The sequence below is a fragment of the Klebsiella sp. ZJOU C1 genome, from assembly GCF_035620215.1.
Classification (GTDB): domain Bacteria; phylum Pseudomonadota; class Gammaproteobacteria; order Enterobacterales; family Enterobacteriaceae; genus Klebsiella; species Klebsiella variicola.
In genome coordinates this window covers 1,584,550-1,608,415 of the sequence record NZ_CP141644.1, presented here as the reverse complement: position 1 = coordinate 1,608,415, position 23,866 = coordinate 1,584,550, and the positions used below count along the sequence as shown (strand labels likewise).

At 60.1% G+C, this 23,866-nt stretch carries 18 protein-coding genes; 6 read left to right on the top strand and 12 right to left on the bottom strand.

Annotation, left to right across the window (positions count from 1 at the left end):
• The first annotated feature begins 27 nt into the window (after positions 1 to 27).
• Complete coding sequence (locus tag SPE70_RS07600; RefSeq protein WP_008805739.1) at positions 28 to 750, top strand: ABC transporter ATP-binding protein; 723 nt, start codon at positions 28 to 30, stop codon at positions 748 to 750.
• Here SPE70_RS07600 and bioD read toward each other — a convergent pair.
• Genes bioD through bioB form a run of 4 tightly spaced genes read right to left on the bottom strand, consistent with a single transcriptional unit; the run spans position 692 to position 4,340 of the window.
• Complete coding sequence (gene bioD / locus SPE70_RS07595; RefSeq protein WP_008805737.1) at positions 692 to 1,414, bottom strand: dethiobiotin synthase; 723 nt, start codon at positions 1,412 to 1,414, stop codon at positions 692 to 694. The genes SPE70_RS07600 and bioD overlap by 59 nt on opposite strands.
• Positions 1,407 to 2,162 carry a malonyl-ACP O-methyltransferase BioC gene (gene bioC, locus SPE70_RS07590; RefSeq protein WP_023322249.1) on the bottom strand — a complete coding sequence of 252 codons (756 nt, stop codon included), beginning with the start codon at positions 2,160 to 2,162 and terminating at the stop codon, positions 1,407 to 1,409. The genes bioD and bioC overlap by 8 nt, the downstream gene beginning before the upstream one ends.
• On the bottom strand, positions 2,146 to 3,303 hold the full coding sequence (bioF, locus tag SPE70_RS07585; RefSeq protein WP_039102985.1) for an 8-amino-7-oxononanoate synthase: 1,158 nt from the start codon (positions 3,301 to 3,303) through the stop codon (positions 2,146 to 2,148). Before bioF ends, bioC begins: the two co-directional genes overlap by 17 nt.
• Positions 3,300 to 4,340 (bottom strand): biotin synthase BioB, encoded by a 1,041-nt coding sequence (gene bioB / locus SPE70_RS07580; protein ID WP_023297246.1) that lies wholly within the window; start codon positions 4,338 to 4,340, stop codon positions 3,300 to 3,302. Before bioB ends, bioF begins: the two co-directional genes overlap by 4 nt.
• A gap of 85 nt (positions 4,341 to 4,425) precedes the next feature.
• Here bioB and bioA point away from each other — a divergent pair, with 85 nt between their 5' ends.
• Both bioA and SPE70_RS07570 read left to right on the top strand, forming a co-directional pair.
• Positions 4,426 to 5,715: an adenosylmethionine--8-amino-7-oxononanoate transaminase gene (gene bioA / locus SPE70_RS07575; RefSeq protein WP_012542401.1), complete on the top strand. Its 1,290-nt coding sequence runs from the start codon at positions 4,426 to 4,428 to the stop codon at positions 5,713 to 5,715.
• Between the two features lie 70 nt (positions 5,716 to 5,785).
• Positions 5,786 to 6,262, top strand: coding sequence for a kinase inhibitor (locus SPE70_RS07570; protein WP_012542402.1), 477 nt, complete (start codon positions 5,786 to 5,788; stop codon positions 6,260 to 6,262).
• A gap of 100 nt (positions 6,263 to 6,362) precedes the next feature.
• On the opposite strand, the gene SPE70_RS07565 is transcribed toward SPE70_RS07570, so the two are convergent.
• From SPE70_RS07565 to hutI, 6 genes are all read right to left on the bottom strand, one after another.
• A complete protein-coding gene (locus SPE70_RS07565) occupies positions 6,363 to 7,745 on the bottom strand; it encodes an amino acid permease (RefSeq protein WP_022065242.1) in 1,383 nt (460 codons plus the stop codon).
• A 98-nt stretch (positions 7,746 to 7,843) separates the two neighbouring features.
• On the bottom strand, positions 7,844 to 9,370 hold the full coding sequence (gene hutH, locus SPE70_RS07560; RefSeq protein WP_008805730.1) for a histidine ammonia-lyase: 1,527 nt from the start codon (positions 9,368 to 9,370) through the stop codon (positions 7,844 to 7,846).
• Positions 9,367 to 11,055: a urocanate hydratase gene (gene hutU, locus SPE70_RS07555; protein ID WP_008805729.1), complete on the bottom strand. Its 1,689-nt coding sequence runs from the start codon at positions 11,053 to 11,055 to the stop codon at positions 9,367 to 9,369. The genes hutH and hutU overlap by 4 nt, the downstream gene beginning before the upstream one ends.
• Positions 11,056 to 11,197: 142 nt before the next feature.
• Positions 11,198 to 11,923 carry a histidine utilization repressor gene (locus SPE70_RS07550; protein WP_008805728.1) on the bottom strand — a complete coding sequence of 242 codons (726 nt, stop codon included), beginning with the start codon at positions 11,921 to 11,923 and terminating at the stop codon, positions 11,198 to 11,200.
• A 61-nt stretch (positions 11,924 to 11,984) separates the two neighbouring features.
• On the bottom strand, positions 11,985 to 12,941 hold the full coding sequence (hutG, locus tag SPE70_RS07545) for a formimidoylglutamase (RefSeq protein ID WP_023297244.1): 957 nt from the start codon (positions 12,939 to 12,941) through the stop codon (positions 11,985 to 11,987).
• Positions 12,938 to 14,257: an imidazolonepropionase gene (hutI, locus tag SPE70_RS07540; RefSeq protein ID WP_168443361.1), complete on the bottom strand. Its 1,320-nt coding sequence runs from the start codon at positions 14,255 to 14,257 to the stop codon at positions 12,938 to 12,940. The genes hutG and hutI overlap by 4 nt, the downstream gene beginning before the upstream one ends.
• Positions 14,258 to 14,411: 154 nt before the next feature.
• Between hutI and SPE70_RS07535 the strand changes: the two genes are divergently transcribed.
• Complete coding sequence (locus tag SPE70_RS07535; RefSeq protein WP_008805725.1) at positions 14,412 to 15,695, top strand: putative acyl-CoA thioester hydrolase; 1,284 nt, start codon at positions 14,412 to 14,414, stop codon at positions 15,693 to 15,695.
• Positions 15,696 to 15,982: 287 nt separating this feature from the next.
• Here SPE70_RS07535 and SPE70_RS07530 read toward each other — a convergent pair whose 3' ends face one another.
• On the bottom strand, positions 15,983 to 18,670 hold the full coding sequence (locus SPE70_RS07530) for a cation-transporting P-type ATPase (RefSeq protein ID WP_008805724.1): 2,688 nt from the start codon (positions 18,668 to 18,670) through the stop codon (positions 15,983 to 15,985).
• 51 nt (positions 18,671 to 18,721) lie between these two features.
• On the bottom strand, positions 18,722 to 19,153 hold the full coding sequence (locus tag SPE70_RS07525) for a universal stress protein (RefSeq protein WP_008805723.1): 432 nt from the start codon (positions 19,151 to 19,153) through the stop codon (positions 18,722 to 18,724).
• A 533-nt stretch (positions 19,154 to 19,686) separates the two neighbouring features.
• Here SPE70_RS07525 and SPE70_RS07520 point away from each other — a divergent pair.
• Positions 19,687 to 20,772: an efflux RND transporter periplasmic adaptor subunit gene (locus SPE70_RS07520; protein WP_012542406.1), complete on the top strand. Its 1,086-nt coding sequence runs from the start codon at positions 19,687 to 19,689 to the stop codon at positions 20,770 to 20,772.
• Complete coding sequence (locus tag SPE70_RS07515) at positions 20,773 to 23,838, top strand: efflux RND transporter permease subunit (protein WP_012542407.1); 3,066 nt, start codon at positions 20,773 to 20,775, stop codon at positions 23,836 to 23,838.
• The last annotated feature ends 28 nt before the right edge of the window (positions 23,839 to 23,866 follow it).

The following is a 23,866-nucleotide window of genomic DNA, read 5'->3' as shown; positions in this document are numbered from 1 at the left end:
TGACGCCAGGATAAGGAGAAAACGTCCATGTTGAATTTACAGGCAGTAAATCATTTTTACGGTAATCAGCACTCGCTGTGGAATGTCGATCTTGAACTACGCCCCGGAGAGTGCATTGGCGTACTGGGACGCGAGGGAATGGGAAAAACCACCCTGGTCAACTGCATTGCCGGCCATCTGCCGGTGGCCAGCGGTCGGATGACCTGGCATGACATTGGCGCCCCGCCGTGCGATCTCACCCCCCTGTCCGCTCAGTCGCGCAGCGCCATCGGCATCGGCTACGTGCCGCAGGATAAACGCATCTTTTCCCAGCTCAGCGTGGAAGAGAACCTGCATATTGCCCTGGCGGCCGGGAAACCCGGGGCTAACGCCAGCGGCGGCGAAATTTATGACCATTTTCCCGAACTCTATGCGCTACGGCAGCGCAAAGGCGCTTCGCTAAGCGCCGACGATCAGTACCAGCTGGCGCTGGCCAGGGCGCTGATCGTCCAGCCACGACTGCTGATCCTTGACGAACCCTCACGCGGCGCAGGGCCGCGCTGCCTGCAAAAGCTGGCGGAATTGCTGCTGCGGTTAAATCGCGATATCGGTCTGACGGTGCTGCTCGCCGAGCAGCACCTGCCCTTTATCCGCCGGGTGGCGGATCGGTTCTGTGTCCTTCACCGGGGGCGTAATGTCGCCGAGGGCGATATTATGGCGCTGGATGAACCGCTGCTGGCGCAGTGGATGACGCCAGATCCAGCGCGCTGAGATCCAGATACTGGCCGAGATCGTCGCGCTGCGCGATATCGACAAGCCACGGTATTTCACCAAGAAACGGCGCGGCCAACCGGTTTTTCAGCGTCGCCAGATATTCGCCATGGCGCTTGCCCGGCGGCTGCACGTCATTGGCGATCCAGCCCGCCAGCGGCAGCCCCGCCTGGCGCACCGCCTGGGCGGTAAGCATCGCATGGTTGATACAGCCGAGCTTGACCCCCACCACCAGAATCACCGGCAGCTGCTCCTGCTGCGCCCAGTCGGCGAAGGTCAGGGTGTCCGAGAGCGGCGTAAACCAGCCGCCGGCCCCTTCCACCAGTACCCAGTCTGCCAGGCGCTCCAGTTCGCGTAAGCCGCTGGAAAGCGTCGTCGCGGCAATCGGTCGCCCTTCATCGGCGCTAATAATATGCGGCGAGGTCGGTTCGGCAAAAGTATAAGGGTTGACCTGTTCATAGCTCAGCGCCACCCGGCTATTACGCTGCAGGGCCAGCGCATCTTCATTGCGTAACCCTTGTGCGGTCAGGTCGCTACCGGAAGCCACCGGTTTATAGCCGGCGGTGTTAAAACCCAACTGGTTCGCCGCCTGCAGCAGTGCGCTGCTGGCGACCGTTTTCCCGACTTCAGTATCGGTTCCGGTGACGAAAAAACGTTTAGTCACGTTCAATGACTCCTGTAAAAAGATAATACGTCAGCGGGCAGATACCCTGCTGTTGCGGCCAGGCCAGCTGCAGTTCGCGCAGTTTGCCGCGGCCAAGCGGGGCGGATGCCCTCCCCTGGTGCAAATGGGTAGCGCCGATGCCCTTCAGGGAGCGCATAGCGCTCAGCGCATCGGCGAACGGCAGGCTAATCTGATGAACGATGCCTTCGGCGCGCAGGCCGCTCAGCGCCGCCCTTACCGCCGGTTCGCTGAGAAAACGGTTGGCATGCGGACGGTCGTCAATAGCCTGCCACGCCTGATTAAGCTCCGGCAGCGATCCGGCCAGCAGCGTGGTAAACGCCACCCGCCCGCCGGGTCGCACCACCCGGCACAGCTCGCCGATCGCCGCGCGCAGATCGTCGCACCACTGCACCGCCAGGTTGCTCCATGCCAGATCGACGCAGCCATCCGGCAGCGGCAGCGCTTCGATATCGCCCTGCAGATAATGCTGCGCGGCGTCGTGGCGCTGCGCCTGGGCCAGCATGCCGGCGGAGAGATCCAGCGCGGTCACCACGCTGCCCGCCTCACGCCAGTAGCGGCTCATGCTGCCGGGGCCGCAGCCAGCATCCAGCACCTGAGCAAAATCGCGGCGCGCCAGCTGGCGCAGCAGCAGATCGGCGCTGCGCCGCTGCAGTTCATCATGTTGCGTATAGCCGCTGGCCGCCCGGCCAAACGCCGCGGCCACCGCCTGCTTATTCACCGTGACCATGCAGCGCCTCCAGTAAACGGTTAATGTCCTCAGCCTGATGAGCGGCGGTCAGGGTCAGACGCAGGCGAGCGCTGCCGACCGGCACCGTCGGTGGTCGGATCGCCGTCGCCCAGCAGCCGGCCTCGCGCAGACGGCAGGCCAGGCTCAGCGCTCGCGCGTTATCGCCGACGATCAGCGGCTGGATCGCGCTGACGGAATCGGTCAGCCCCAGCGACACATCGCCCATCCCTGCACGGAACTGACGGATGCGGGCGGCCAGGGTTTCCCGCCGCTGCTGGCCCTCATCGCTACGAATGACCCGCAGCGCCGCGCTCAGCGCCACAGCCTGGGCGGGCGGCATGGCGGTGCTGTAGATCAGATGACGGGCAAACTGCAGCAGATAATCCGCCATCGATTCGCTACACAGTACCGCCGCGCCGCTCACCCCAAACGCCTTACCGAAGGTGACCACCAGCAGCTCCGGGCGCACCCCCTGCGCGGCGCAGCTTCCACGCCCTTCCTCACCGACCACGCCGATGCCGTGGGCGTCATCCGCCAGCAATACCGCCCCGGCGGTCTGCGCTGCGGCGTGAATGGCCGCCAGCGGCGCGCTGTCGCCGTCCATACTGAAAATGCCTTCAGTCACCACTAACTGCAGACCGTCCAGCGGTTTCGCCAGCAGCTGCGCGAGCTGCTGCGGATCGTTGTGGGCAAAGCGCCGCAGCTGGGCCGGGCTGAGGCTCGCCGCTTCCAGCAGGGAGGCGTGGCTCAGGCGGTCGGCGACAATCCGATCCTCTTTTTCCGCCAGCGCGGCAACCAGTGCCTGATTGGCGGCAAAGCCGGAGATAAACAGTAGCGCGCGCGGGTAACCGAGCCAGTCGGCAAGTTCCTCTTCCAGCGCGCGGTGGGCCTCACTATAGCCGCTCACGTGGCCCGATCCGCCGGAGCCGACGCCATAACGTTCCGCCCCCTGCTGCCAGGCGGCGATAATGCCGGCATGCTGGCTCAGGCCCAGGTAATCATTGCTGGAGAAGTTGAGCCAGCGCTCCCCTTCGCGCTCCAGCCAGCGTCCGGCGCCGTGGCTTACCGGCAGGCGGCGGCGAAACGCATCCGTCTGCTGCCGCTCGTCCAGCGCCCGCTCGATTCGTTGCTGCCAGGTCATAGCGCCGCCGCGTTGTAATATTCCTCAGTGTCGGGGGTGAGTAGGGCCTGCTCCAGGCGCTGCTGCTGCTCATTATCGCCTTCCAGTACCGCCGTCTGCTGCGGGTTGATCCCCAGCTTGCGGAACAGCTGCAGGTCTTTGTCCTCTTCCGGGTTCGGCGTGGTGAGCAGCTTGCAGCCGTAAAAAATCGAGTTCGCCCCGGCCATAAAGCACATCGCCTGGGTCTGCTCGTTCATCTGTTCGCGGCCGGCGGAGAGACGCACGTAAGAGGTGGGCATCATGATGCGTGCGATGGCGATGGTGCGGATGAAATCGAAAGCGTCGACATCGTCGTTATCCGCCAGCGGCGTGCCTTTAACTTTCACCAGCATGTTGATCGGCACACTCTCCGGCGGCGTCGGCAGATTAGCCAGCTGCAGCAGCAGCCCGGCGCGATCTTTTACGGTCTCTCCCAGCCCGACGATGCCGCCGGAGCAGACTTTGATCCCGGCATCGCGCACTTTATCCAGCGTATCCAGACGCTCCTGATAGGTACGGGTGGTGATGATGTTGCCGTAAAATTCCGGCGAGGTGTCGAGGTTATGGTTGTAGTAATCAAGCCCCGCGCCGGCCAGGCGCTGCGCCTGGCTGGCGGTCAGGGTACCGAGCGTCATACAGGACTCCAGCCCCAGCGCCTTGACGCCTTTCACCATCTGCTCCAGATAGGGCATATCGCGGTCATTGGGGTTCTTCCACGCCGCGCCCATGCAGAAGCGGGTGGAGCCGGCGTTTTTCGCCTGACGTGCCGACTCCAGCACCTGCTCGACCTCCATCAGGCGCTCGGATTCAAGACCGGTTTTGTAGCGTGCGCTTTGCGGGCAATATTTACAGTCTTCCGGACAAGCGCCGGTTTTAATCGACAGCAACGTACTGACCTGCACCTGACGCGGGTCAAAATGCTGGCGGTGGATTTGCTGCGCTTCGAATAACAGATCGATGAGTGGTTTATTAAATAACTCAGTAACTTGCGACATTGTCCAGCGTGCGTGGTGAGCCATTAGCCTCTCCAAAAGGTTTTGTTAATTTGCGGTTCGGTTTATACTCGTAAACCTAAATGTTTTCAAAATGGTTTACAAGTCGCTTATGACACTGGACGATCTCGCCTTCGATCGGCGCCACATCTGGCACCCCTACACCTCTATGACTTCTCCCCTGCCGGTCTACCCGGTGGTTTCCGCCCACGGGTGCGAGCTGTCCCTCGCCGGCGGTGAACAACTGGTTGACGGCATGTCCTCCTGGTGGGCGGCGATCCACGGCTACAATCACCCGCGCCTCAATGCGGCGATGAAAGCGCAGATCGATCAGATGTCGCACGTGATGTTTGGCGGGATCACCCATCCGTCGGCGGTGGCGCTGTGCCGCCAGCTGGTGGCGATGACCCCGGAATCGCTGGAGTGCGTTTTCCTCGCCGATTCCGGTTCGGTGGCGGTAGAGGTGGCGATGAAAATGGCGCTGCAGTACTGGCAGGCCAAAGGCCAGCCGCGTCGTCGTTTCCTGACCTTCCGCAACGGCTATCATGGCGACACGTTCGGCGCGATGTCGGTCTGCGATCCGCAGAATTCAATGCACAGCCTGTGGCAGGGCTACCTGCCGGATAACCTGTTTGCTCCCGCGCCGCAAAGCCGCTTCGACGGCGAGTGGGATGAGCTGGATATGGTGCCGTTTGCCCGCCTGATGGCCGCGCATCGCCACGACATCGCCGCGGTGATCCTCGAACCGATCGTCCAGGGCGCCGGCGGAATGCGGATGTACCATCCGGAGTGGCTGAGGCGGGTGCGTAAAATGTGCGACCGGGAAGGGATTTTGCTGATCGCCGATGAGATTGCTACCGGCTTTGGCCGCACCGGCAAACTGTTCGCCTGCGAACACGCTGGTATCGCCGCCGATATTCTGTGTCTGGGTAAAGCGCTGACCGGCGGCACCATGACTCTTTCCGCCGCACTGACCACCCGCGAGATCGCGGAAACCATCAGCAATGGCGAAGCCGGCTGCTTTATGCACGGCCCCACCTTTATGGGCAATCCGCTGGCCTGCGCGGTGGCAAGCGAAAGCCTGCGCCTGCTGGAGAGCGGCGAGTGGCAACAGCAGGTGGCGGCGATTGAAGCCCAACTACAGGCCGAGCTAGCTTCGGCGCGGGGATCTGCGCTGGTCGCCGATGTGCGCGTGCTGGGCGCGATTGGCGTGGTTGAAACCCGGCGTCCGGTAAATATGGCCGCCCTGCAGCGCTTTTTCGTCGAACAAGGGGTGTGGATCCGCCCGTTTGGCCGTCTGATTTATCTGATGCCCCCGTACATCATCACGCCCAAACAGCTGACCCGCCTGACCCGTGCGGTCAACCTGGCCGTGCAGGACGAAACATTTTTTAGCGAATAAACAGCGGATTTGCGCCGCCGGGAAGGCTACACTTCTTTGTTAATCTGCACATTATCAATGAGGATGAAGCATGAAATTGATCAGTCACGATCTCCAGGACGGCGGCAAGCTGCCTAATCGTCACGTCTTCAACGGCATGGGATATGATGGCGACAATATTTCGCCGCACCTGATGTGGGATGATGTGCCCGCGGGCACCAAAAGCTTTGTCGTCACCTGCTACGACCCGGATGCACCGACCGGCTCCGGCTGGTGGCACTGGGTGGTAGTCAACCTGCCTGCCGATACTCGGGTGCTACCACAGGGTGCCGGCTCCGGTCAGGCGGAGCTACCGGAAGAGGCCGTTCAGACCCGCACCGATTTTGGTAAGGCAGGCTACGGCGGCGCGGCACCGCCGAAGGGCGAAACCCACCGCTACATTTTTACCGTCCACGCCCTGGATATCGATAAGATTGATGTCGATGCCGAGGCCAGCGGCGCGATGGTCGGCTTTAACGTCCATTTCCATTCGCTCGCCAGCGCTTCCATCACCGCCCTGTTCAGTTAATTATCCCCCCGGATAGCGGCTTACGCCTTATCCGGGCTACTCGCTACAGTCAGTGCCATTTGTAGCCCCGGTAAGCGCAGCGCCACCGGGGAGATTGACCTTACTGTTCCGTGGCCACCTGCAGCGCGGTTTTACGCACGCGCGCGTACCACACCACCGTCAGCAGCCCCAGCCAGACCAGCCCGGCTAACAGCGCCACGCGCGTCTCTTCCACCATTCCCAGCACGGCGATCACCAGCCCCATAAACAGCAGCGTCAACAGCGGACCAACCGGCCAGAAGGGGATCGGGAATTCGATCTTACTGCGCTCTTCGGCCGATAAACCGCGGCGCATCGAGAAATGAGAGAGCAGGATCATCAGCCACACCCAGACGGTGGCGAACGCCGCCAGCGAGGCAATCAGGACAAAGACCTGTTCCGGCATCAGATAGTTAAGCACCACCGCCACCAGCAGCGCCACGCCCATCACCACCACCGTCATCCAGGGTACGCCGTTGCTGGCAATCCGCTGGAAGCACTTCGGCGCAAGCCCCTCTTTCGACATGCCGTACATCATGCGCCCGGCGCCAAAAATATCGCTGTTAATCGCCGAGATACTGGCGCTAATCACGATGATATTCAGCACGGTCGCCGCCGCCGGGATCCCGAGGCCATCGAAGATCAGCACAAACGGACTGCCCTGCTCGCCAAAACTATTCCACGGGAAGATCGCCATCAGCACCGCCAGGGTGCAGACGTAAAACAGAATAATACGCAGCGGAATGGTGTTGATGGCCTGCGGGATGACCTTCTTCGGGTTCTGCGCTTCCGCCGCGGTGACGCCGATAATTTCCACGCCGCCGAAAGCGAACATCACGATGCCAAGCGAGGCGATGATCCCCTGCCAGCCATGTGGCGCAAAGCCGCCGTGGCTCCACAAATTTTCCAGCCCGGTAGCCGGGAAACTATGGCCAAAGCCAAAGAAGATGATCCCCGCGCCCGCCGCCATCATGGCGATAATCGCCACCACTTTAATCAGCGACAGCCAGAACTCCATCTCACCGAACACCCGCACGTTGCACAGGTTCATCGCGCCAATAAAGAAGATGATGCTGAGGATCCAGATCCAGCGCGGCACATCGGGATACCACAGTCCCATATAGATACCGAACGCGGTGACGTCGGCCAGCGCCACGATCACCATTTCAAAGGTGTAGGTCCAGCCGGTAATAAATCCGGCCAGCGGCCCGAGATACTGGCGAGCATAGCTGCCAAAGGAGCCGGAAACCGGATTGCGCACCGCCATTTCACCCAGCGCGCGCATGACCATAAAGACCGCCGCGCCGCCAATCAGGTAGGCCAGCAGCACCGCCGGACCCGCCGCCTTAATGGCGGAGGCCGAACCATAGAATAGCCCGGTGCCGATAGCGGAACCGAGCGCAATAAAACGAATGTGTCGGGCATTCAGCCCGCGCAGCAGATGCGGTTTGTGTTGTTGTTGCATATACAGGTGTCCTGATTTTTTTATATGACGACAAATATGCGATGTAGGTCGGCCGGGGGAATGACTTCCCCCGACGCGGGTACAGAGAACAACGGTGATTAATGCAGTACGGCAGGCAGCAGACGCGTCAGGTGACGTGCAGCCAAAAGTGCAATGGCATTTTCAATATCAGGGGCGAAGAAGCGATCCTGCGTATAATGCGGCACGCGTTCGCGCAGCAGATGACGCGCCTCTTCCAGCAGCGGACTGGTGGTCAGCCCTTCGCGCATATCCAGGCCCTGCGCCGCCGCCAGCCACTCAACGGCCAGCACCCCGCGGGTGTTTTCCGCCATCGCCCACAGGCGACGACCGGCAGCCGGCGCCATCGAGACGTGGTCTTCCTGGTTGGCGGACGTCGGCAGGCTGTCAACGCTATGCGGGTGTGACAGCGCTTTGTTTTCACTGGCCAAAGCCGCCGCTGTGACCTGGGCGATCATAAACCCGGAGTTGACGCCGCCATTTTTCACGAGGAACGGCGGCAGCTGCGACATATGGCTGTCCATCATCAGCGCGATACGACGCTCGGAGAGCGAGCCGATTTCGGCGATCGCCAGCGCGATATTATCCGCCGCCATCGCCACCGGTTCGGCGTGGAAGTTACCGCCGGAGATGACGTCATTTTCGGCGGCAAAGACCAGCGGGTTATCGGAGACCGCATTCGCTTCGGCTAACAGTACTTCCGCCGCCTGGCGGATCTGCGTCAGGCAGGCGCCCATCACTTGCGGCTGGCAGCGCAGTGAGTACGGATCCTGAACCTTGGTGCAATTATGATGCGACCGCGAGATCGCGCTGTCATCGGTCAACAGGTGACGATACAGTGCCGCCGCATCAATCTGCCCGCGCTGGCCGCGCACCTCGTGAATACGCGCGTCGAACGGACGACGCGAACCCAGCGCCGCTTCAGTGGTTAACGCCCCGCAGACGACCGCGGAGGCGAACAGATCTTCGGCTTCGAACAGACCGCGCAGGGCAAAAGCGGTTGAGGCCTGGGTGCCGTTGAGTAGCGCCAGGCCCTCTTTCGCCGCCAGGGTTATCGGCTCCAGCCCCGCCTGACGCAGCGCGTCGGTCGCTGGCAGCCATTCGCCACCGCGAACCCGCGCTTTGCCTTCACCCAGCAGGGTCAGCGACATATGCGCCAGCGGCGCGAGGTCACCGGAGGCGCCGACGGAACCTTTCGCCGGGATCCACGGCGTCACGCCGGCATTGACCAGGCCAATCAGCGCCTGGATCACGCTCAGGCGGATCCCGGAGAAACCGCGAGACAGGCTGTTAATCTTCAGCACCATAATCAGGCGCGCCAGGTCGTCGTCCAGCGGCTCACCTACGCCCGCCGCATGGGACAGCACCAGCGAACGCTGCAGGTTCTCCAGATCGTCCGTCGAGATACGGGTTTGCGCCAGCAGGCCAAAACCGGTGTTGATACCGTAGGCGGTACGCCCTTCGGCAAGGATGGCGTTGACGCAGGCCACGCTCTCATCAATGGCGGCAAACGCGCTGCTGTCGAGGGTAATGTTCAGCGGGTGGCTGTAAACCTCGCGGAGCTGCGACAGGCTCAGTTTCCCCGGAATGAGCGTTAACGATTTCATTTAGCGTTCCCCTGCGTTGCTGCCACCATCGGAAGATTCAGACCCTGTTCTGCTGCGCATTCAATAGCAATATCGTAACCCGCATCGGCATGACGCATCACGCCGGTCGCCGGGTCGTTGCGCAGGACGCGAGCGATACGCGCCGCCGCTTCATCGGTACCGTCACAGACGATAACCATCCCGGAGTGCTGCGAGAAGCCCATACCTACTCCGCCGCCGTGGTGCAGCGACACCCAGGTCGCGCCGCTGGCGGTATTAAGCAAGGCGTTCAGCAGCGGCCAGTCGGATACCGCATCTGAGCCGTCGCGCATGGCTTCGGTTTCGCGGTTCGGGCTGGCGACGGAGCCGGAATCAAGGTGATCGCGGCCAATCACGATCGGCGCGGAGACTTCGCCGCTGCGCACCATTTCGTTAAACGCCAGACCGAGCTTCTGACGCCACTCCAGACCTACCCAGCAGATACGCGCCGGCAGTCCCTGGAAGCTGATGCGCTCGCGCGCCATATCCAGCCAGTGGTGCAGATGCTTATCATCTTTAATGATCTCTTTCACTTTCGCGTCGGTTTTGTAGATATCCTGCGGATCGCCGGACAGCGCTACCCAACGGAACGGGCCGATACCCCGGCAGAACAGCGGGCGGATATACGCCGGCACGAAACCCGGGAAATCGAAGGCGTTGCTGACGCCCACTTCCTGCGCCATCTGGCGAATGTTGTTGCCGTAGTCGAAGGTCGGCACCCCCATCTCGTGGAAGGCCAGCATCGCCTGCACGTGGTCGGCCATTGAGCGTTTCGCCGCCAGAATGGTGCCCTGCGGATCGGATTCGGCTTTCTGCTGATACTCCTCCCAGCTCCAGCCTTTCGGCAGATAGCCATGCAGCGGATCGTGGGCGCTGGTCTGATCGGTAACCATATCCGGGCGCACGCCGCGTTTCACCAGCTCTGGCACGATATCCGCAGCGTTGCCGCACAGCGCGATGGAGATGGCGCGGCCTTCGGCGGTGTATTTTTTGATGCGCGCCAGGGCGTCATCCAGAGAAGTGGCCTGTTCATCCACGTAGCGGGTACGCAGACGGAAATCGATGCGGCTCTGCTGACATTCGATGTTCAGCGAGCAGGCGCCTGCCAGCGTCGCGGCCAGCGGCTGCGCGCCACCCATGCCGCCCAGACCGGCGGTTAATACCCAACGGCCTTTCAGGCTGCCCTGATAGTGCTGGCGACCGGCTTCGACGAAGGTTTCGTAGGTGCCCTGCACGATGCCCTGGCTACCGATGTAGATCCAGCTGCCGGCGGTCATCTGGCCGTACATCGCCAGCCCTTTGGCATCCAGTTCGTTGAAGTGTTCCCAGGTGGCCCAGTGCGGAACCAGGTTGGAGTTAGCGATCAGCACGCGCGGCGAGTTTTCATGCGTTTTAAAGACGCCGACCGGTTTGCCGGACTGCACCAGCAGAGTCTCGTCGCTTTCCAGGTTTTTCAGCGCCTTCACGATAGCGTCATAGCATTCCCAGTTGCGCGCAGCGCGACCAATACCGCCATAGACCACCAGCTCATGCGGGTTTTCAGCGACATCGGGATCGAGGTTGTTCATTAACATACGCAGCGGCGCTTCGGTCAACCAGCTCCTGGCGGTCAGCGTCGTGCCTCTCGGTGCACGGACGTCCAGCTGGCGATATTTGCTTTGCGACATCGGGGTTTCTCCTGACAATTAACGTTGTGTACGTAGATACATATACTTGTCTATACAACTCTGCGCAAGCCAGGATTTAACAGAAATGATACAATTTTGTTATATTGCGTCAGCAATCACGTTTTGCTGACGCCAGGGAAAATTACGAGCTGAAATGGCCCTGCAGACGGTAGCGCGCGCCGGGGAACAGCAGGCGAGCGTGTGAGACGATATGCGTCTTCGACCAGGTGCGACGGCGAATGAGCAGGCAGGGATCGTGCGGCAGAATGCGCAGCAACGCGCACTCCTCTGACGTCGCCTGCACCGCCTCGACAATATGTTCGCCTTCGGTTAATGGCGCGATCAGCGACAGATAATCATGCGGCGTGGTAGTGGTGTAATCCTGTAACAAGTAATCCGGCACCACCGCAGCATTCACGCAGCGATCTTCGATTTGTACCGGAACCTCGTTTTCGAAATGCACCATCCGTGAATGAAAGATACGCGTGCCTTCGGCGACGGTGAGCGCCTCCGCCTGAATGAGATCGGCTTCGGTCTCCTCCAGCAGCAGCACTTCACAGCGGTGCTGATGGCGACGAGAGACAATTTCATCGGCAATGCTGCGCACTTCAAACAGCGCCGACTGCCCTTTCGGCTCGGCGACGAAGGTCCCGACCCCCTGCAGCCTGACCAGCAGGCCTTCATCCGTCAGCTCGCGCAGCGCGCGGTTGATGGTCATCCGGCTGAAGCCGAACTGGGCAACCAGTTCAGCCTCCGAGGGAATTCGGTCGTGCGGACGCCACTCGCCGCGGTAGATTTTTTCGCTAATCGCCTGCTTCACCTTTTCATAGAAAGGCGCGGGCGCGGAACGAGGTTGTTGTGCAAACATGGCCTGGCTTTCCTTATGCATAATAAGCGGAGCGGCGAAGCGAAAATAATAGCGCGGATCGCTAGCGCCACCAATGGGCGATTTGCCATGCCAGACGGGCCGCCGCGCGGGCGCCCTGTCCATCGATGTCAAATTGCGGATTAAACTCGACCAAATCCACCGCCTGCAGCTTTCCGCTGCGGCACAACGGCTCAACGATGCGCAGCAGGATTGCCAGCGGCACGCCCAGCGCCGCCGGCGCGGAAACCGCCGGCATTTCGCGCGCCGGCAGCACGTCGAGATCGATGGTCAGATACAGACGATCATACTGCGCGATATTGCGCTCCAGCTCCGGCAACACGTGAGTGTCGAAGGCCGCCAGCACCGCCAGATCCTCAACGACAGCCACCTGGCGGCGCGCTGCTTCATCCCATAGCGCCTGGGTGTTCGCCGCCCGGCTGACGCCGATGCAGGTATAGTGAAAACCGCGCTGCTGGGCGTCACACTCCAGCGCCAGCTGGCGGAACGGCGTCCCGGAGCTGGCGCATTCGGCAAAGCGTAAATCCAGATGCGCATCGAGATTAATAATGCCCACTTTTTCGCCCGGGAAGGCATCCAGTACCCCAGCGCCGTGGCCGAAGGCCGTCTCGTGGCCGCCGCCCAGGACCAGCGTACGTTTACCGGCACGCTGGCAGGCGGCCACCGCCTCGCGCAGCGCCTGATGCGCGGCTTCTAACTGTTCGCCATCGACGCTAATCGTGCCCATATCCACGCAGCGGTCGTGGCCCTGATGGCTGGCCATATTGGCCAGCGCCCGGCGCAGCGCTTCCGGACCATGCCCGGCGCCGGTACGCCCTTTGTTACGCCGGACGCCTTCGTCACAGGCGAAGCCGAGCAGCGCGATATCACCGGGCATCTCCTGCGGCGCGAAGCGTTCCGCGCGGGCGATAGTCTGGAACAGGCGCAGCGCATTAGGCGCTTCCGCGCTATCATCGCGTCCCTGCCAGAGACTGGCGGGCGTAGCTTGCCACAGCATCATTGCCGTTCTCCTCGTACCACGCGTCCCCAGAGCGGCGCGCGCCCCGGCTCATACACCATCTCGACCGGATGCTCGGCATCCCAGATGGCAAAGTTAGCCACAAAGCCCGCCGCCAGCTGACCGTGGCTGTTCTGCCTCCCCAGCGCCCGCGCGGCATGGCGCGTTACCCCGGCCCAGGCCTCTTCCGGCGTTAAACCAAACTTGACGCAGGCCATGTTCATCGCCAGATGCAGGCTGGCGAAGGGGCTGGTGCCGGGGTTGAAATCGGTCGCCACCGCCATCGGCACCTGGTATTTGCGCAGCAGTTCCACCGGCGGTTTGCGGGTTTCATTAAGGAAGTAGAACGCGCCGGGGAGCAGAGCTGCCACGGTGCCGCTTTCGCGCATCGCCGCCACGCCCTCTTCCGTCAGATACTCGATATGGTCGGCGGACAGTCCGTGATAGCGGCTCACCAGCTGCGCACCGCCCAGCGACGAGAGCTGCTCAACGTGGCCTTTTACCGGAATGCCCAGCGCCTGCGCCGCCTGAAAGACGCGCTCGGTTTGCTGCGGGCTGAAGCCAACGTTTTCACAGAAGACGTCAACGCTTTCAAACAGTCCCTCCTGCCACAGCGTCGGCAGTATGGTCTCGCAGACCAGCGAGATATAGCCATCGGCGTCGCCATGATATTCCGGCGGCGTGGCGTGGGCGGAGAGCAACGTCGCCGACAGTTCCACGCCATTGTCGTCGGCCAGCTGGCGGGCGACCCGCAGCATTTTGCGTTCGTTTTGCAGATCGAGACCGTAGCCTGATTTAATCTCCAGGGTGGTCACCCCTTCACGCAGCAGGCGTTCCAGACGCGGCTGCGCCAGCGCCAGTAGTTCTGCTTCGCTGCTGTCGCGCGTGGCGCGCACGGTGGAATTAATCCCACCGCCGTTAGCGCTGATGGTTTGATAGGAGACGCCGTTCAGCCGCTGCTCCCACTCCTGCGCCCGGCTGCCGCCAAAGATCAGGTGGGTATGGCAGTCGATTAAACCCGGCGTAACCAGCCGGCCTTCGAGATCGATACTGCGCCCGCCGGGGGCGTCAGCGTCGGCGACAATTGCCTCAATGCGGCCATTGCGCACCAGCAGCGCATGGCGCTCCAGCAGACCGTAGGGTTGAGAGTAATCAGGGTTCAGGGTGGCGAGACGCGCGTTTCGCCAGATAACGCGTTCAGAGGTGGCTTGAGTCATAGCGCTTAACTTGTCATGGGTTGTATAGACATTTATTTTCATAACGCCGATAAAGTCAACAATAGCGCGGGGAAATGTTATTTTTTTGTGACTAAAGACCATCCAGCAGGACTGCACGTTGCGTAAAGACGGTAAGTTTTTCCGCCCATGTCTTCCCGTTTCGTTCAAGTTAGTATAAAACAGCAGGTTTTAAAGGACTTATACCCTGGCGTCTCAGCCGGGGTATTTCACTACGCTTAATTTTGCCCGGAGCAACATGAACACATATTCCGTTTCCCGTCTGGCGCTGGCGCTGGCCTTCGGCGTGACGCTGTCCGCCTGTAGCTCGACGCCTGCCGATCAACAGCCCTCTACGCAGACTGCACCGGGCACCACCGCGCGTCCCATTCTGAACGCCGATGAAGCGAAAAACTTTACCCCGGCGGCCTATTTCCAGTCGCTGACTCCCAATGCCGCGGCCTGGACGCCATCTGCCATCAGCCTGCCGGCGCAGCCTGACTTTATCGTTGGCCCGGCGGGAACCCAGGGCGTGACCCATACCACCGTCCAGGCGGCGGTCGATGCGGCGATTGCCCGTCATTCAAATCGCCGTCTGTTTATTGCCATCATGCCTGGCGAGTACCCGGGAACGGTTTACGTACCGGCGGCGCCTGGCGCCCTGACCCTGTATGGTACCGGCGATAAACCGATTGACGTGAAAATCAGCGAAGCCATTGATTCTGAAATGGATCGCAACACCTGGCGCCGTCTGGTCAATCCGGGCGGTAAATATATGCCAGGCAAACCGGCATGGTATATGTTCGATAGCTGCCAGAATAAATCCGCGGCCACCGTCGGCGTGATGTGCTCTGCGGTCTTCTGGTCGCAGAATAACGGCCTGCAGCTGCAGAACCTGACCATCGCCAACAACCTTGGCGACAGCGTCGACGCCGGTACTCACCAGGCCGTCGCCCTGCGCACCGATGGCGATCAGGTGCAGATCAACAAGGTCAATATTCTTGGCCGTCAGAACACCTTCTTTGTGACCAACAGCGGCGTGCAGAACCGTCTGCAGGATAACCGCCAGACCCGCACCCTGGTGACCAACAGCTACATTGAAGGCGATGTGGATATCGTGTCCGGTCGCGGCGCGGTGGTATTTGATAACACCGATTTCCGCGTGGTGAACTCGCGTACCCAGAAAGAAGCCTATGTTTTCGCGCCGGCTACCCTGAAGAGCGTGACCTACGGCTTCCTGGCGACCAACAGCCGCTTTACCGCGTCCGGCGATAACGTCGCGCAGCTGGGCCGCGCGCTGGACGTTGACGGCAACAGCAATGGCCAGGTCGTGATCCGCGACAGCGTCATCAATGAAGGCTTTAACATCGCCCAGCCGTGGGCGGCAGCGGTCGGTTCAAACCGTGCCTTTAGCGGTAACGTTGGCGCAGTAGATGCCAAAGGCAATCTGCAGCGCAACCTCAACGACAATAGCGTCAATCGCATGTGGGAATATAACAACCGCGGCGTGGGAAGCACTGTGGTCGCCGAGCCGAAACAGTAACGCGCAACAAGCGTGAACCATAATAAAAGAGAGGGCGATGCCCTCTCTCAGACTGCTGACAACGTGCAATCTTCAGGGATTGCCCGGCGGCGCTGCGCTTGCGCGGGCCTACTGCTAACTGCATAACAGTTTGATATTGAAGTCTTTCGTAGGCCGGGTAAGGCGAATGCCGCCACCCGGCAGAAATGCGAGCACAATGACGAAACAGGTTTGTCGTCAGCCAGAGAGGGGGCGATGCCCCCTCTTCTCTTTTGCGTGTTCTCTTTTGCGTACTGCACGTCACGCCGTCAGGCGGTTCGCCATTTGCGGGTCAGCGGTTTTTCCAGTTCAACGATCAGGAACATCGCGAAGCCGATGATGAAGGTGATCACCCAGTAGCGGAACGGCAGCCCGGTGGTACCGAACAGCATCTGCATAAACGGCGCATAGATAATCAGCAGCTGCAGCACCAGCAGCACGCCGCTGACAATCCAGATCCCTTTGTTAGCCAGCAGACTTTTCGTCAACGAGAAACCATCCGACACGCGGCAGTTCAGCATATAGAACCATTGGGCGGTGACCAGGGTCTGCAACAGCACGGTACGGATAAACTCCGGCGAATAGCCGCGCGGCTGCAGCCAGGCTTCGAGAATAAATGCGCTGACCGCAATCATCGACCCCACAAACGCCACGCGCCAGATGGCAAAGCCGTCCATGACGTGAATTTTCGGATCACGCGGCGGCCGCCGCATAATATTTTTCTCACCGGCTTCAAACGCCAGACCAAACGACAGCGTAGCGGAAGTGGCCATGTTCATCCACAGGATCAGCACCGGCGTCAGCGGCAGTACGTTGCCCGCCAGCAGCGCGATCACGATCAGTAACCCCTGCGCAAGGTTGGTCGGCATGACGAAGAGAATGGTTTTCTTCAGGTTGTCATACACCCGACGCCCCTCGCGGACCGCGCTGGCGATGGTGGCGAAGTTATCATCGGTCAGCACCATATCGGCGGCTTCCTTGGTCACCTCGGTCCCCTTGATCCCCATCGCCACGCCGACGTCAGCCTGCTTCAGCGCCGGAGCATCGTTCACCCCGTCGCCGGTCATCCCGACAATCTCTTTCTTGCTCTGCAGGGCCTGCACCAGGCGGAACTTATCTTCCGGGCTGGTTCGGGCAAAGATATCATACTGCTGCGCGGCCACGCTCAGCTGCGCGTCGTCCATCACCTCCAGTTCGCGCCCGGTAATGGCATTCCCCGCATTGCCAATCCCCAGCATCTTGCCGATACTCATCGCCGTTTGCGGGTGGTCGCCGGTGATCATCTTCACGCGGATCCCGGCCTGCAGGCAGTCGGCAATCGCCGTGATGGCCTCCGGACGCGGCGGATCCATCATCCCGGCAACCCCTAACAAAATCACCCCCTGCTGCAGATCCTGATGGGTTAGTTCCGTCTGGCCTGCGGAAGCCGGCTTCCAGGCCGCGGCCACCATCCGTAGCCCTTCCCGGGCGTACTCTTCAATTTTGCCTTCCCAGTACGGTAGATCCAGCGGCTGCAATCCGCTGTCGCTCTGTTGATATTGACACAAGCGGAACAGGACATCCGGCGCGCCAGTGACCAGCACCACCTCCTCTTCACCCAGCCGGTAGAGGGTCGACATGTATTTATATTGCGAATCAAAAGGAATTTTACTGCGCAGCTCGCTGGTCAGCGGCGGCAGAGTAACCTTCGCCGCCAGTACCTTCAGCGCCCCCTCGGTCGGGCCACCGGTGATTTTCCACAACCCGCTCTCATCTTTAATAAGCTGACTGTCGTTACACAGATCGATGGTACGCAGATAGCGTTCGAACAGCGTGCCAGGCGCGACCGCGACCGGCGTCGGGTCATCAATGGCGTGGATCTTACCGACCGGCTCATAGCTATCCCCTTCCACCCGATAGACGCTGTCCGCGGTGATCACCGCCTTCACCGTCATTTCGTTCATGGTGAGGGTCCCGGTTTTATCCGAACAGATAACCGTCATCGCGCCGAGGGTTTCCACCGTCGGCAGCTTGCGGATAATCGCTTTCTGGCGCGCCATCGCCTGCACACCGAGCGACAGAATAATCGAGATAATCGCCGGCAAGCCTTCCGGGACTGACGCCACCGCGAGGCTAATCAGCGACAGCATCAGTTCGGAGACCGGCATATCGCGGAACAGCAGGCTAAAGACGAACAGCGCCGCCATCATCACCAGAATGAGGATAAAGATGGCTTTGCCCAGCTTGTCCATTTGCACCAGCAGCGGCGTACGGTGTTTTTCAATGCCCGCCATCATCTGGTTGATGTGACCCAGCTCGGTATCGCCGCCGGTCGCCACCACGATCCCTTTGCCCGCCCCTGAGCTGACGGTGGTACCGGAAAACAACAGGTTGCTGCGATCGCCGAGCGGTAAATCGCCGCTCAGCGGCTCGGTGGTTTTTTCCACCACCGTTGACTCCCCGGTGAGGATGGCCTCTTCCACCCGCAGGTTGTGCGCCTCAATCACCCGTAAATCAGCGGGGATACGGTCGCCGGCGCGGATCACCACGATATCGCCGGGTACCAGCGAGGTGGTGGGGATGGTTTCATGGTTACCCTGGCGGATCACTACCGCTTCGCTGGACAGCATATTGCGGATACTCTGCAGCGATTTCTCCGCATTACTTTCCTGGATGAAGCCAATCAGCGCATTGACGACCGCCACCGCGAGGATCACCGCCATGTCGATCCAATGGCCCATCACCGCCTTCAGCAGCGCCGCCGCCAGCAGCACGTAGATTAGTACATCGTTAAAATGCACGATAAAACGCAGCCAGGCTGGCTTACCCGGCTTCTGCGGCAGGGCGTTTTCGCCATACTGCTGCAGGCGTGTGGCCGCTTCTGTCCCGCTAATGCCCTCCGGCGTACTTTGCACGCTGGCGAGCGTCTCCTCGACGGAACGCTGATAGAAGGGCGCCCCCGGTTTATCTGTATTCATACTCTCTCCCTCGATTTCTGAAGCGGAAGTCAGGACGACATCCCGCCGTCATCAGCGCACAACGAAAACCGGTACATGGGCGTAGCGCACGATGTTTGCCGCTTCAGAGCCCAGAAGGTGGGTCTGGATCCCCGGATTGCGCGAACCGACAATCACCACGTCCGCTTTCAGCTCATCGGCCAGGTCAATCACTTGATCGCGAATATTGCCACTGCGCACATAAAGATGGCTGGTCTCTTCCGCCAGAGAATTTTTCTTTACCAGATCGCTGAGTTTTTCCTTAGCGGTAGAAATCAAATGCTCTTCCATCTTTCGCGCATCAGAGATAAATCCACGCGTTAATACCGGTGAAAATGCCGGAATAACATGCACAAGATGAATTTGCCCGGCAGAGTGCTGGGCGAGAAACTTCGCATGAGAGAGGGCTTTGTCGGCCAGGCCTGCATCAAACACGTCAACGGGAACAACGATATTTTTATACATGAGATAATCCTTTTATTACCAATACAATGCGTAGTGATGAATAGCCCCATACTTGGGGAGGAAGCAAATCTCAACAACAGAAGCGGCAAGCGGAATCGATGTTATTAAACGTAGCACAGGAAAATTAACATTAGAAAATGAGCCATTAATAGACTGAAAAATATTATAAAAGCCCGCGAAAGCCCGCAGATCTCCTGCCCTTAACCCCTTGACGCCAACAGCGACGCGGTATTCTCTTTTTTAACACTTCATGTTTTCTCCGACTATGCTGATTACAAGCAGGAGTGCCGCACCGAATGTCCGACGGTCACACATTGTGCCGGGCGAAATGACATTCGCGGTTCGGGTGGGAGTTAAGGGAGAAAATCATGTTTGGTTATAGCCTGTTACGTCTGGGATTGTTTGTCGCGCTGGCCATTGTCGCCTGTACACTGGTAGGACTATTCACCTATCTGGTTGTCGCCGCCCTCGCAGAATAAGCGTGCGCCGCCTAATAAAAACGTAAAATAAATCATGAGTCTGAGGGGAATACTGTGAACCGTTATTTTTCTCTCATCCCGGTTGTTATTTTATTAACAACCGCTTGCGATCAGAAAGCGCCGTCCGTCGAAGCCGCTCCCCGGATGGTCAAGGTGGCGCAAGTCACCGCCGTGGGTAACACCCAGCAGCGGACGTTTCCAGCCCGCATCGAGTCTGGCGACTCCACCGAACTGTCGTTTAAACGGGGTGGTCAGGTGGAGTCACTGGATATTCGCCAGGGTGCAACCCTAACTCAGGGACAAACGCTGGCGCGTCTGAATGCCCGCGAAGCCCAGCAGCGGGTCAATGAGCGACAAACGGCGGCAACCCTCGCCCAGCGTCAGTTTGATCGTTTCCAGACCCTGGCAGGACGTCAGGCGATTTCCCAGGCGGAGATGGACGTGCAGCGCGCCAATCGCGATGCCGCCAACGCGGCCTTGAAAATTGCCCGTGAAGAGCTGGCGCAAATGAGTCTCACCGCCCCCTTCGGCGGGATTGCCGCCGGCGTGCATATCCGTAATCATCAGGTGGTCGCCGCTGGCCAGCCGGTGATTACCCTGACGCGTACCGACCTGCTCGATGTGGTCTTCAGCATTCCGGAAAATCTGTTCACCTCGCTCGATATCCGCAATACCGCCTACCGCCCCGTCGTCAGGATCAATACTCTGCCGGGCCGCGAGTTTACCGCGGAATACAAAGAGCATACCGGCAGCAGCGACAACAGCACCCTCACCTGGCAGATCATTTTAACCATGCCGCGACCAGATGATTTTCCCACCGTCGGCGGGGTTAGCGGCACCGTGACGGTCAATCTCGGCAATTTGCCGGCCAGCGCCGGACGGGAAACCCTCGTAGTGCCCGTGGAAGCAGTGTTTAACCCCGATAACCGACCGAAGAATGAACCGGTCGTCTGGGTGGTAAAAGGCGAAAACGCCCATCTGTATCTTGAGGAGCGCAGAGTCACGGTCGGGGAAGTGACCTCGCAGGGAGTGATGATCACCGAAGGGCTCCGTGCGGGCGAACAGGTGGTTGCAGCGGGGGTAAGCGAACTCCACGACCGGCAGCCGGTGCGGATCTGGACGCGTGAACGAGGATTATAAATGGACATTTCCCGTCAGTTTATTAACAACCCGACCCGCGTCTGGTTAGCCATTTTGCTGTTGGGGGTGGGTGGCCTGTTCGCCCTGCTCAATATTGGCCGCCTGGAAGATCCCGCCTTCACCATCAAAACGGCGGTGATCGTCACCCACTACCCTGGCGCGTCCGCTCAGCAGGTGGAGGAGGAGGTGACCCTGCCGCTGGAAAACGCGATTCAGCAGCTTCCCTCGCTGGATAACGTCAGCTCCATCTCCTCGAATGGCTTATCGCAAATTACAGTGAATATTGCTTCGCAGTACCATTCCAGCGAACTGCCGCAAATCTGGGATGAGCTGCGTCGCCGCGTCGGTGACGCCAGCCGGCTTTTTCCCCCGGGGGTAGTCCCCTCCTTCGTCAATGATGACTTTGGCGATGTGTTTGGCTTTTTCTTCGCCATTTCGGGCGACAGTTTTACCAATCCTGAGCTGGTGCGCTATGCCGAGCAGTTGCGCCGTGAGCTGGTGCTGGTGCCGGGCGTCGGCAAAGTCGCCATTGGCGGCGCGATTCCACAGCAGATCAATGTTGATATCTCGCTGGCGAAAATGGCGGCGCGCGGTATTACGCTTAACCAGCTTGCCGCTATCCTGACCCGGCTCAACGTGGTATCCAGCGCCGGGGAGATCCGCGCCGGCAGCGAATCGATCCGCCTTCACCCCACCGGGGAGTTTCAGAATATCGATGAACTGGGGGATCTTCTGGTCAGCCCTCATGGCGCCAGCGCCACCACCCGACTGCGGGATATTGCCACGTTGTCGCGCGGGCTGACCGACTCTCCCTCCAGTATCTATCATGCCAACGGCCGCCAGGCAGTGACCATGGGGGTCTCCTTTATCCCCGGGGTCAATGTCATTGACGTGGGGCATGCCCTCGAAGCCCGACTTCAGCAAATGGCCGCCGATAAACCAGCGGGTATCGACATCGCCATTTTTTACGATCAGGCGGCAGAGGTCGCCCACTCGGTCAATGGCTTTATTACCAACTTCCTGATGGCCCTGGCAATCGTCGTCGGCGTGCTGCTGGTGTTCATGGGGGTGCGCAGCGGGATCATTATTGCTTTGTCGCTGGCGCTCAACGTTCTCGGCACCCTGCTTATTATGTATATCTGGGGGATCGAGTTACAACGGATCTCGCTCGGGGCGCTGATCATCGCCCTGAGTATGCTGGTGGACAATGCCATTGTCATTGTCGAAGGGGTGCTGATCGCCCGCCAGCAAGGCTCTCCGCTGCTGGGCGCAATTAACTATGTGATCCGCCGCTCCGCCCTGCCGCTGCTCGGCGCCACGGTCATCGCCATCCTCGCCTTCGCGCCAATTGGCCTCTCACAAGACTCCACCGGGGAGTATTGCAAATCCCTGTTCCAGGTGCTGCTGATCTCCCTGATGCTCAGCTGGTTTTCCGCCCTGACCATCACGCCGGTACTCATCAAGTGGTGGTTGTTTAAAAACGCCCCGTCGGCCGAGGCGCCGAAGGAAAAAGCCGATCCCTACCGCGGTCGCTTTTATCGCGGCTATCAGCAGACGCTGCGAATACTGCTGCAGCAAAAGACCCTGACGCTGGTGCTGATGGGCGCGCTGTTAGCCGGAGCGATCTGGGGCTTCACCTTCGTCCGGCAGAATTTCTTTCCGTCATCGAATACGCCCATTTTCTTTGTCGACCTGTGGTTGCCCTACGGTACCGATATTAACGCCACCGAGCAGATGACCCGCGATATTGAGCGGTCGATCGCCAGCCAGCCGGGGGTGGCTACCACCGTCTCCACCATTGGCCAGGGCAGTATGCGATTTATTCTCACCTACAGCGGGCAGCGCCAGTACAGCAACTACGCGCAGATTATGGTGCGGATGGACGACCAGCGCAGTATCGCCCCCGTCACCCGCCACGTCGAGGCCTGGATTGCCAGAAACTACCCGCAGGTGAACGCCAGCACCAAACGCATTATGTTCGGCCCGTCCGGCGATAGCGCGATTGAAGTGCGCATTAAGGGCCCTGATCCGGATACTCTGCGCGCGCTGGCCAGTCAGGTGGGCGACATTCTCGCCGCGGATCCGGCGACCGACAGCGTACGTAACGACTGGCAGAACCGCAGCAAGGTGATCCGCCCGCAATACTCTCTGGCGTTGGGACGTGAGCTGGGGGTGGATAAACAGGATATTGATAGCGCGCTGGAGATGAATTTCTCCGGCAGTCGCGCCGGGTTATATCGCGAGGGCGCCGACCTGCTGCCGGTTATCGTCCGTCCGCCGGAAGCAGAGCGACAGGATGCCAATCACCTGAATAACGTGCTGGTCTGGAGCCAGAGCCGGCAGCAGTATATTCCGTTGAGTAACGTCATCCATGGCTTCTCGCTGGAGTGGGAAGATCCATTGATTCTCCGTCGCGATCGCACCCGCGTGCTTACCGTTCAGACCGACCCCAGCCCGCAAAGCGGCCAAACGTCGGGCGATATCCTTGCCAGAGTGAAACCGCGCATTGACGCGCTGACGCTGCCGCATGGCTACCGCATCGAATGGGGCGGCGATGCGGAAAACTCCAGTGAAGCGCAGCAAGGGCTGTTCACGACCCTACCGCTTGGCTATCTGGTGATGTTTATCATTACGGTGCTGATGTTCAGTTCGCTGAAAAACGCTGTTGCCATCTGGCTGACCGTCCCGCTGGCGCTGATCGGCGTCACGCCCGGTTTTTTGCTGACCGGCATCCCTTTCGGCTTTATGGCCTTAATCGGCCTGCTTAGCCTCAGCGGTATGCTGATCCGCAACGGCATTGTGCTGGTGGAAGAGATAGAGCAACAAAAACAGGAGAAAGATCAAAGACAAGCAATCATTGATGCGGCAACCTCTCGTCTGCGGCCGATCCTGCTGACCGCCTTTACTACTGTGCTTGGCCTTGCCCCGCTGCTGCGCGATGTCTTTTTCCAGAGTATGGCGGTGGTGATCATGTTCGGCCTCGCCTTTGCCACCGTACTGACGCTACTGGTTCTGCCGGTAATTTACGCTTGCTTCCACCATAAGGATATGACGCCTCAACGATGAACAGTACCGGTCTCAGCATTATCAAGAC

Bases quoted from the DNA above. Each gene is read 5' to 3' on its own strand.
- hutH (WP_008805730.1), bottom strand. From the start codon at position 9,370: ATGAAATCGTTAACGCTCATTCCGGGGAAACTGAGCCTGTCGCAGCTC.
- bioC (WP_023322249.1), bottom strand. From the start codon at position 2,162: ATGGTCACGGTGAATAAGCAGGCGGTGGCCGCGGCGTTTGGCCGGGCG.
- SPE70_RS07600 (WP_008805739.1), top strand. From the start codon at position 28: ATGTTGAATTTACAGGCAGTAAATCATTTTTACGGTAATCAGCACTCG.
- bioB (WP_023297246.1), bottom strand. From the start codon at position 4,340: ATGGCTCACCACGCACGCTGGACAATGTCGCAAGTTACTGAGTTATTT.
- SPE70_RS07550 (WP_008805728.1), bottom strand. From the start codon at position 11,923: ATGTTTGCACAACAACCTCGTTCCGCGCCCGCGCCTTTCTATGAAAAG.
- SPE70_RS07570 (WP_012542402.1), top strand. From the start codon at position 5,786: ATGAAATTGATCAGTCACGATCTCCAGGACGGCGGCAAGCTGCCTAAT.
- hutG (WP_023297244.1), bottom strand. From the start codon at position 12,941: ATGATGCTGTGGCAAGCTACGCCCGCCAGTCTCTGGCAGGGACGCGAT.
- SPE70_RS07530 (WP_008805724.1), bottom strand. From the start codon at position 18,670: ATGAATACAGATAAACCGGGGGCGCCCTTCTATCAGCGTTCCGTCGAG.
- SPE70_RS07565 (WP_022065242.1), bottom strand. From the start codon at position 7,745: ATGCAACAACAACACAAACCGCATCTGCTGCGCGGGCTGAATGCCCGA.
- bioF (WP_039102985.1), bottom strand. From the start codon at position 3,303: ATGACCTGGCAGCAACGAATCGAGCGGGCGCTGGACGAGCGGCAGCAG.
- bioA (WP_012542401.1), top strand. From the start codon at position 4,426: ATGACACTGGACGATCTCGCCTTCGATCGGCGCCACATCTGGCACCCC.
- hutU (WP_008805729.1), bottom strand. From the start codon at position 11,055: ATGTCGCAAAGCAAATATCGCCAGCTGGACGTCCGTGCACCGAGAGGC.
- SPE70_RS07525 (WP_008805723.1), bottom strand. From the start codon at position 19,153: ATGTATAAAAATATCGTTGTTCCCGTTGACGTGTTTGATGCAGGCCTG.
- hutI (WP_168443361.1), bottom strand. From the start codon at position 14,257: ATGGTCTTTAGTCACAAAAAAATAACATTTCCCCGCGCTATTGTTGAC.
- SPE70_RS07535 (WP_008805725.1), top strand. From the start codon at position 14,412: ATGAACACATATTCCGTTTCCCGTCTGGCGCTGGCGCTGGCCTTCGGC.
- SPE70_RS07515 (WP_012542407.1), top strand. From the start codon at position 20,773: ATGGACATTTCCCGTCAGTTTATTAACAACCCGACCCGCGTCTGGTTA.